The sequence below is a fragment of the Nonomuraea cypriaca genome (assembly GCF_015645445.1).
Taxonomy (GTDB): Bacteria; Actinomycetota; Actinomycetes; order Streptosporangiales; family Streptosporangiaceae; genus Nonomuraea; species Nonomuraea cypriaca.
Genome location: NZ_JADOGI010000363.1, coordinates 1 through 7511, shown reverse-complemented (window position 1 = coordinate 7511; position 7511 = coordinate 1). Strand labels below are relative to the sequence as shown.

The 7511-nt window shown below is 64.2% G+C and carries 8 protein-coding genes and 1 pseudogene; 2 read left to right on the top strand and 7 right to left on the bottom strand.

Annotation, left to right across the window (positions count from 1 at the left end; translation table 11 throughout):
• Positions 1-351: 351 nt before the first annotated feature.
• From ITP53_RS52480 to ITP53_RS61595, 7 genes and pseudogenes are all read right to left on the bottom strand, one after another.
• Entirely contained in the window at positions 352-510 is a 159-nt protein-coding gene (locus ITP53_RS52480; RefSeq protein WP_195902984.1) for a hypothetical protein, read from the bottom strand.
• Positions 511-547: 37 nt separating this feature from the next.
• Positions 548-850 (bottom strand): annotated as a pseudogene (locus ITP53_RS61600) (transposase); the annotation flags it as partial.
• Between the two features lie 15 nt (positions 851-865).
• Entirely contained in the window at positions 866-1567 is a 702-nt protein-coding gene (locus ITP53_RS52470; protein ID WP_195902983.1) for a hypothetical protein, read from the bottom strand.
• On the bottom strand, positions 1561-1863 hold the full coding sequence (locus tag ITP53_RS52465; RefSeq protein ID WP_207757666.1) for a hypothetical protein: 303 nt from the start codon (positions 1861-1863) through the stop codon (positions 1561-1563). Before ITP53_RS52465 ends, ITP53_RS52470 begins: the two co-directional genes overlap by 7 nt.
• Before the next feature lie 104 nt (positions 1864-1967).
• Positions 1968-3734 (bottom strand): reverse transcriptase/maturase family protein, encoded by a 1767-nt coding sequence (locus ITP53_RS52460; RefSeq protein ID WP_195902981.1) that lies wholly within the window; start codon positions 3732-3734, stop codon positions 1968-1970.
• 387 nt (positions 3735-4121) lie between these two features.
• A complete protein-coding gene (locus ITP53_RS52455) occupies positions 4122-4724 on the bottom strand; it encodes a transposase (RefSeq protein ID WP_207757665.1) in 603 nt (200 codons plus the stop codon).
• An 81-nt stretch (positions 4725-4805) separates the two neighbouring features.
• Positions 4806-5156 (bottom strand): helix-turn-helix domain-containing protein, encoded by a 351-nt coding sequence (locus ITP53_RS61595; protein WP_195902980.1) that lies wholly within the window; start codon positions 5154-5156, stop codon positions 4806-4808.
• 635 nt (positions 5157-5791) lie between these two features.
• Between ITP53_RS61595 and ITP53_RS61590 the strand changes: the two genes are divergently transcribed.
• Positions 5792-6109: a DUF6355 family natural product biosynthesis protein gene (locus ITP53_RS61590; protein WP_407941411.1), complete on the top strand. Its 318-nt coding sequence runs from the start codon at positions 5792-5794 to the stop codon at positions 6107-6109.
• 340 nt (positions 6110-6449) lie between these two features.
• Positions 6450-7511 (top strand): ISAs1 family transposase (locus ITP53_RS52445; RefSeq protein ID WP_195902979.1); only part of this gene is annotated, 1062 nt, incomplete at its 3' end.

Here is a 7511-nt window from a genome sequence, read left to right as displayed (position 1 = left end):
GGCTCCGCAAACTCCTGCCCGAACCCCGCGCCGACTAGACCACGCATCAAGACCGTCGCGAGGCCGGAACCACAACCACGACCTCTTCCGCGACGGTCTTGACACATCAACTCCTATAGGGAATCAGCCGAACACGATCGCCAGCCACCGTGGCCGGCTGGCGGATCGGCGGATGCGGCGAGGATTGGATCCGGCTTGAGGCGGTTTCCTGGTTTCTGACCGGCAACCTCCTTGTACGGACAGCCGGCGAGCAGGTGTCGCTGGGGACCCTCCTGCACTATCGCCGGAGAGTGGGCAATGGCGTGTGGCCTCCGCTGTCCGCCATCCATCGCCAGCTGGTGCCCGGGCTGCTCAACGACGCCGAGGCAAGGATTCGAGCACCTCGGTGAGGCGCTCGACGCCGGACGCCCTCCCGCCGCGGATCTGCTGCGACTGGCGCAGGTCAGCCTCCTCACCAGCGGGGCGAGGACGCATCGCGGCGGGGCCGACCGCCTGCTGATCGTCGGACAACACCAAACACCTGTGCGACTCTGCTGGTTAACTCGTTTCAGGCGGTCAGGGCTGGTTCGAGGCGGGCCAGGTGGCTGGTGCGCTTCCGCTCCAGTGGCTGGCCGTTCCACCAGGCGTCCAGGCGGATGAGGTTGACGGCGATGGCGGCGACGATGTGTTCGAGGTGGACTTTCTTGATGCCGCGGTAGCGGGCGCGGCGTAGGCCGGTGACGGTGACGGCTTGGTGGATGGTGGCTTCGATGCCGCATCGGATGGCGTATTGGTCGTGCCAGGCGGGGGTGGCCTGTTCGGCGCGGGCGGCGTCGGGGGTTTCCTGGATCGCTCGGGGGTGCAGGGTGAGGTGGCGGCCGCTGTGCTAGGCGCTGGTGCATAAGGTTCGCGCAGGGCAGGGGCGGCAGGTGTTGGGTGGGAAGGCGGCCACGATCATCCAGGTGTTCTTTTGTCGGCAGGGTGTCCAGGAGGTGCTGGTTTGTCCTTGCGGGCAGGTGACCTGCTGGTTGTCCCAGTCGATGGTGAAGGCGGTGCGGTCGTAGCCGTTGCGGGTACGGGCCTGGACGGAGTTGTCGGTCCGCAACGGCGTGACCAGGGCCATCTGGTGCCGCTCGCGGGCCTGGACGATCAGTTCGGCGGAGAAGTAGCCGGCGTCCAGGTAGTGCTCGGCGGGTAGCAGGTCGCGCCGGGCCAGGTGCTGATGGATGGTGGCGGTCATCGCCGTGTCGGGCACGGTGGCGTCGGTGGTGGCCACGTTCGTGATCAGGTTCGGCGGCCTCGTGTCGCCGTCGCCGTCGCCGTCGCCGGTGCCGGTGCCGGTGCCGGTGCCGGCGGCTCCGGCTAGGGCGTCGGCGCTGGGGCGGCAGGTTTCGCTGATGTGCACCTTGTAGCCGTTCCACATCAGCTCGCTGCCCTTGGCCGCCCAGCGGGCGTCGAGGTCGTAGGGCGAGGCCAGCCGGTATCTGCCCGGTGGCAGGCCCTCACCGCCCGATGCGAGGTCCTGCCGCCGTTTGATCACCTGCCGTCCCCGCCGATCGGTGGTGCGGACATAGTGCTGGATCAGCATGACGCGCAGCGTGTCGATGGCGGGCAGGTGGCGTAGCCAGGCCGGGGAGAACGGCGCGCAGACGGCCTCAACCAGCGCGTATCCGTCAGCCCCGTAAGCGCCAATTCTTCCTGCTTGGTCTTGGAGGTGGGCATCCGCCAGGAATCGACCCGCAGTTCATAGCGTCCGGCCCAGCCGGGCACCTCCAGCACCTGCTGCACCCAGCCGGGCGCGGCCACCGCCAGCGCCTCCAACGCGGCCCGCACACATTCCCCCGCCAGCTCCACCCGGTTCACATCCCGCACCGCGGAGATCAACACCGGTAGGCCGTTGGCGAGGTTCCCGCTGGTGCGGCGCCTTTTCCAACGGCCTCCGGTCCGAACCACGCGGGCACCTTTCGATGCACGTGGCTCTCCAGTGACTATTCCGTGGGGGTCGCGGTCGGGTGCCCGGCGTGGATGGTCTGGTGGCAGTCGGCGCAGACCACGAGGGTCTTGCGGCGCCGTTGGGCCATCAGTTGCGCCCACGCGGGCTGTGGTTTCCCTGGTTGGTCGAGGTCGGCAAGCTTGCGGACCTGGTGGGTCTCCACCGGGGCGCGGCGCTGGCACCACTCGCACCGCCGTGCCGTGAGCCGGGTGACCAGCTCCTTGCGGCGGATGGTGACCGGGGCTGGCTGGCGGTCGACGATGACCGCTGTTTTCTGCCGTCGGAGGGGAATGCCACCGAACCTGGCGATCAGCGGTTTCCTGCCCGGCCGTGACACGCTGGCCTCGAAGCACGTGTATGGCCCGTATGGGGTGTCGAGTTTGGCCATGTACTTGCGGGCCATCTTCGAGACCGTCGAGCGGTGCTTGGCGGCCAGCGTTTTGAGCATCGAAGTTAGGGCCACCCAGTGCAGGTAGTCCAGTCTCGCGACGTCGCTGGCGAGCAGGTAGTACTGCGCCAGTCCCCGGAACTCGGCGCCGTAGGTGCTGATGATCACAGGGTCGTCGCGGCTCATCAGCTCTGTGCGGCGTTCGGGTTTGCCGTGTTTGAGGTACGGGGCGGCCTTGGCCTTGATCACCGTTCGTGGAACGCGCAGCCGGATGTGGCCGTTGACCTTTGGCCGGCATCGGCTGTGCTGGACGTTGATCTCGTAGCCGAGGAATCGCGCCGCACTGGTACGGGCGTGGGTGACCAGTGTCTTGTCCTGGCTCAACTCCAGGTTGAGGTCCTCACGCAGGAAGCGGGCCAGGCGTTGCTTGATCTGTTCGGCTTCGGCCTTGGGTCCGGTGAACCCGAGAAGGTGGTCGTCGGCGTAGCGGCAGTACCGCAGTCTCCGGTATTGGGGATCGTTTGGGTTCCCGTGGGGAAGACCACGTCGTGCTGCGCGTAATTGCCGGACTGCGACTCGGTCTCCGCGCTTGCGGGCGCGGTGGATCGCGTCGGTTTTCCTTGTGTACGCAGGGTTGGGTGCCCTGCGTTTTCCTCGGGTGTATTCCGGAATGAGCACTGTCTCGACAAAAGTGTCCAACCGGTCCAAATATATGTTGGAAAGAATTGGGGATGCCACGCCGCCCTGCGGGGCTCCGCTGAGCGTGGCGCTCCATTCCCAGTCCTCCAGGTATCCGGCTTGCAGCATCTGTTTGATGAGCCGGAGGAACCGGTTGTCGTGGATTTTCTCCGACAGGATCGAGAGCATGACCTCATGGTCGAGACTCCCGAAGCAGTCAGCGATATCCGCTTCAATAAACCAGGTTGTCCCGCCCCATGTCTCCTCAATTTCGCTCAAGGCGGTGTGGCAGCCACGGTGGGGACGGAAACCGTGCGATCGGCGGGAGAACTGTGGCTCGTAGTACGCTTCCAGCAGGAGCCGGACCACTTCGCCGACGAGTTTGTCCGCCCAGGACGGCAGGCCGAGGGGTCGTCTTTTCCCGTTGTTTTTGGGGATGTAGACGCGCCTCACGGGTTGGAATCGGTAGCGCTCGTGGCGCATCGCGTCGATGATGCGTTCGATCTTGGCCATGGACATGCCGTCTGCGGTTTCCCCGCAGGCCCCGGGTGTCATCGCCCCGTCGTTGGAGTAGATGCGCCCGTAGGCCACGAGATACAAGTCCGGGTTGAACAGTTGTCGATACAGTTCGTTGCACGGCAGGCCATGCCTCCCGCGTTCACGGAGGACCTTCAGCACCGTTTCGGCGTTCTGCATTGCGCATACCTCGCGGTTCTTGAGTGTCCAGCCACCTGGCCCCCTTCGCCCTGCGGACGGCCTTCCCGTCCTCCCTGGTCGGGCGTTAATCCGACGACTACTACGGGGCCTCTGTCGCCCTAGGGCTCGCGCCCCTTAGGCGATCCCACGTTCGTCTCTGTCATACGTTATAGCGCGATTTAGGTCCCCCATTTATCCCCTTGAACTCCCTCACTGGGAGTCGCTCCATACCCCGGAGGTTGCGCCGACCCTCACGTTATATCGGCGCAGGGTGATGGCATCGGTTTCAGGCGTCTTTCCGATGGGAGACTCGATTGCACCTTCTGGAGATTGGGGTTCAGGCAGTCCAGCTTTGACCATGTCGCGCGGGTCCCGTATCGCCTTGCTTCATACGCCTGAACACAAGCGATACTTTCCTGACATGCTACGGTTCCCTTCACCTTTCAGATTCAGGTAAGTCATTAGACCCAGAAACATTCCTCCGAGTTTCTCCCGGCTAAACCGGGGATATGACAGAGCGCCTCGTGGCGCAGCATGGGTGGAGTCGGTGCGCTGCTTGCCACCCGCAGCCAGCAGGCCTCGCTCCTGCAACGCGGCCAGCAGCAGGTCGAGCGGCTTTTCCTCCAGCTCATGAGCGATCACCCGGGAGCGGAACTCGCTCAGCACGCTGGCATCGAAGCCGGGATCGTTCAAGCCCAGGCCGAGCGCGTACTTCCAGGCCAGATCGGTGGCCACCGCCTCAGCCGCCTGCCGGTCGGTGAGGTTGCCCACCCGCTGCAACACCGTGATCAACGCCAGCCGTCCCGGTGACCAGCCCGGCCTGCCTTCCTTGCCGAAGGCGCCCACGAACGCCTCATCGGCGAACACCTCGCCCAACTCATCACGCACCCGCACGGGTAACGGCACCTGCCGCTTGCCCCGGTAGATGGCCCAGATCGCCGCAGCGACCTCAGGCGCCGGCTCCGGCCACGGCATCGGCTGCATAGACATCGCCGCCTCCATCCACCCCGGCAGCCAGGACGAAGACAACGACGACCGCTGCCACACCGCTCATGATCAGGACAGGCACCATCAGATCATGAGCCGGAGCCACAGATCCGAGTTAATTAACCAGCAGAGTCCTACAGGCCGCGCTTTCAAAGAAGGATCGGCGGGAGCTAGTGCGCGCATCAGGTCATGCCATCGGCTTTCCCACTCGTCACGATCATCGTCGCACGCCTCAACGTACGCGAGCGTGACTGCGAGGGTCGGGACGACCGCTCCCCCAGCCGCGTCGGACAGAGCCGTCACAGAAAAATTCGCGCGCCTGGAAATCTGCCGATAACTGAGTTTGCCCGCCTTCACCCTCAGTTGTCTGAGCTCGGATGCGAACCGGTGAAGAGGATTGTTCTCCGGATCCAGCACACGCTCAGGTCGTCCCATCGCCTCGTCCTCAGCGAAACTAAAAATTCGCGTCGTCACAAACTGCTACCGGGAAATCACGTACCGCGAGACAAGCTCAACTAGCATGCCGGCAGCCACTTTTCGGCCAGTCAACCATAGAGAACCACAGAGATCTGGACAACACCTCAGGGTTGATCCTGCCGCAGGTCACGCGCCTCAGCTGAACTGCACGTTGTTTGTTCAGTTGGTCCACCCTCGCTGGACAACCAATGGGTCCGCTACAACAGGGAGAGGTCGCGACATTCTGCCGACTGTTCGATGACGGAAAGGTTCCGACGAAGAAAAGCAGCCCAGTGCGATAGCGGCCCGATTCCCACGTAATCGTAGAAAACATCCGAAGGAGGAAGAGATACACGTGTCAGGAATCAAGAATATCGCGCATAAGGCTGTATCGTCGTGAACGGAGATTATCCCGCGCCGTAAGACACAATCATCGGTGGGTAACTGGCCCGCGCCCACGCATCGGACCAAGGCCGATATCAGGCCGCCGAGCCTGCGGACTGACGTTGCTCAGCAGCTCTCCGGTCGGAGGGCCGTTGGCCGTGGGTCTTTCTGCACTGACGAAGCACATTCACCCACCGACTCCCCTCTCTGTGCTGAAAAGGGGCCACTCAATGTGGCCACAAGATCGCCCCCTTCAGGAGGGACGAATGCGCAAGATCATCCATTCACTGGCGGTAGCCATCGCGCTGACAGGCACGACCGTGATCGTTGGAGCGCAGCCAGCCAGCGCTGCACCCTGCGGCTTCTCCGAGGACGACAGGTGGGCCTACTGGACAAACTGCCAACCTTACACAAACGAGTACATCCACATCGACGTTTGGCTTTCACCGGACGACTATATTTGCGTACCGGCACAGAGCACGGAGAGAGTCGGTAGTGCCATCTACGTTCGCGGGGTCACAGTACGCTATAATGGTTGTCCTGCCTAGACAGCCAGCACCATCGACTGCCTTCTAGCTGGATCCCGGCTGTCCGGCACGGAACTCCACAATAACCTCGGTCACATCGTTGGCACAGTCCAGTCCTTACGCTGGTGCAATAACGAATGAGCCAGGCCAAAGTTGAGGGCCCTATTCCGCTTGTCGGTTATCCACACCGGTCAACAGTCAGGGCCACGGCGAAGTATCGGTAACAGTCTGAGTGTCCGTTTCGTGGAGTGACTGTTCCGGGGCTGCCGGAGGGGCCCCTGGAGACTCCTCTGAGGACGAGAACAGGCACGACCTTCGAGATCATGAGGTTCTCGACGCCTAATGATCACCAGAGAAGACCGTGCCTGTCCCCTCATCATCGCCGATCGGTGCTGCCCTTGGCCAACTGGCCGAGCACGGGCCGGTGGCCGCCTCCGCCGCCGACTGCCTCAACCTGCTGGAGTGCTTCCAGCGACTTCCCGACCCCCGTGATCCGCGTGGCGTCCGACATGCGCTGGCGTCGTTACTGGCCGGTGCCGCGGCCGCCGTGCTGGCCGGCGCGCGCTCGTTCACCGCGATCGGTGAGTGGATCGCTGATGCTCCCGCCCAGGTGATGACCGCTCTCGGCGTCCGGCGGGATCCGCTGAGCCGAGCATGGCAGCCGCCGGACGAATCAACCGTGCGACGTCTGTTCGAGCAGATCGACACCGACGCCCTGGATGCGGCCGTCTGCTCCTGGCTGGCCGGACGAGCCACCACGACCGGCGCTGCTGACGGCCCCTCTTCCGGCGGCCCGGCTCGTGCACGTCGCCGGGCCGTGGCCGTCGACGGCAAGGCACTGCGCGGTGCACGCAACCACAGCGGTGAGCCAGTCCATCTGCTGGCCGCCTTCGACCACGGCAACGGCCTGGTGCTCGCGCAGACCGACGTGGACGGCAAGACCAACGAAATCACCCGCTTCCAGCCCTTGCTGAAGCATCTCGACCTGCACGATCGCGTGGTCACCGCCGATGCCCTGCACACCCAGCGCGAGCACGCAACCTTCCTCATCGAGCAGAAACGGGCCCACTACGTGCTGATCGTCAAGAAGAACCAGCCCAACCTGTACGCGCAGGTCAAACGGCTGCCATGGAAACAGATACCCGTACAGCACCGCGAACGTGATCGCGGGCACGGGCGTGAGGAGCGCCGCACCCTCAAGGTCGTCACCGTCACCACCGGTCTGCTGTTCCCCCACGCCGTCCAGGCGATGCAGATCAAAAGGCAGGTCAGGGACGGCAGCGCGGGCAGATGGCGGACCGTCACCGTCTACGCGATCACCGATCTACCCGCCTGGCAAGCCCCTCCCGCCGACCTGGCCGCCTGGATCCGCGGGCACTGGAGCATCGAGAACCGGCTGCATTACGTCCGCGACGTCACCTAC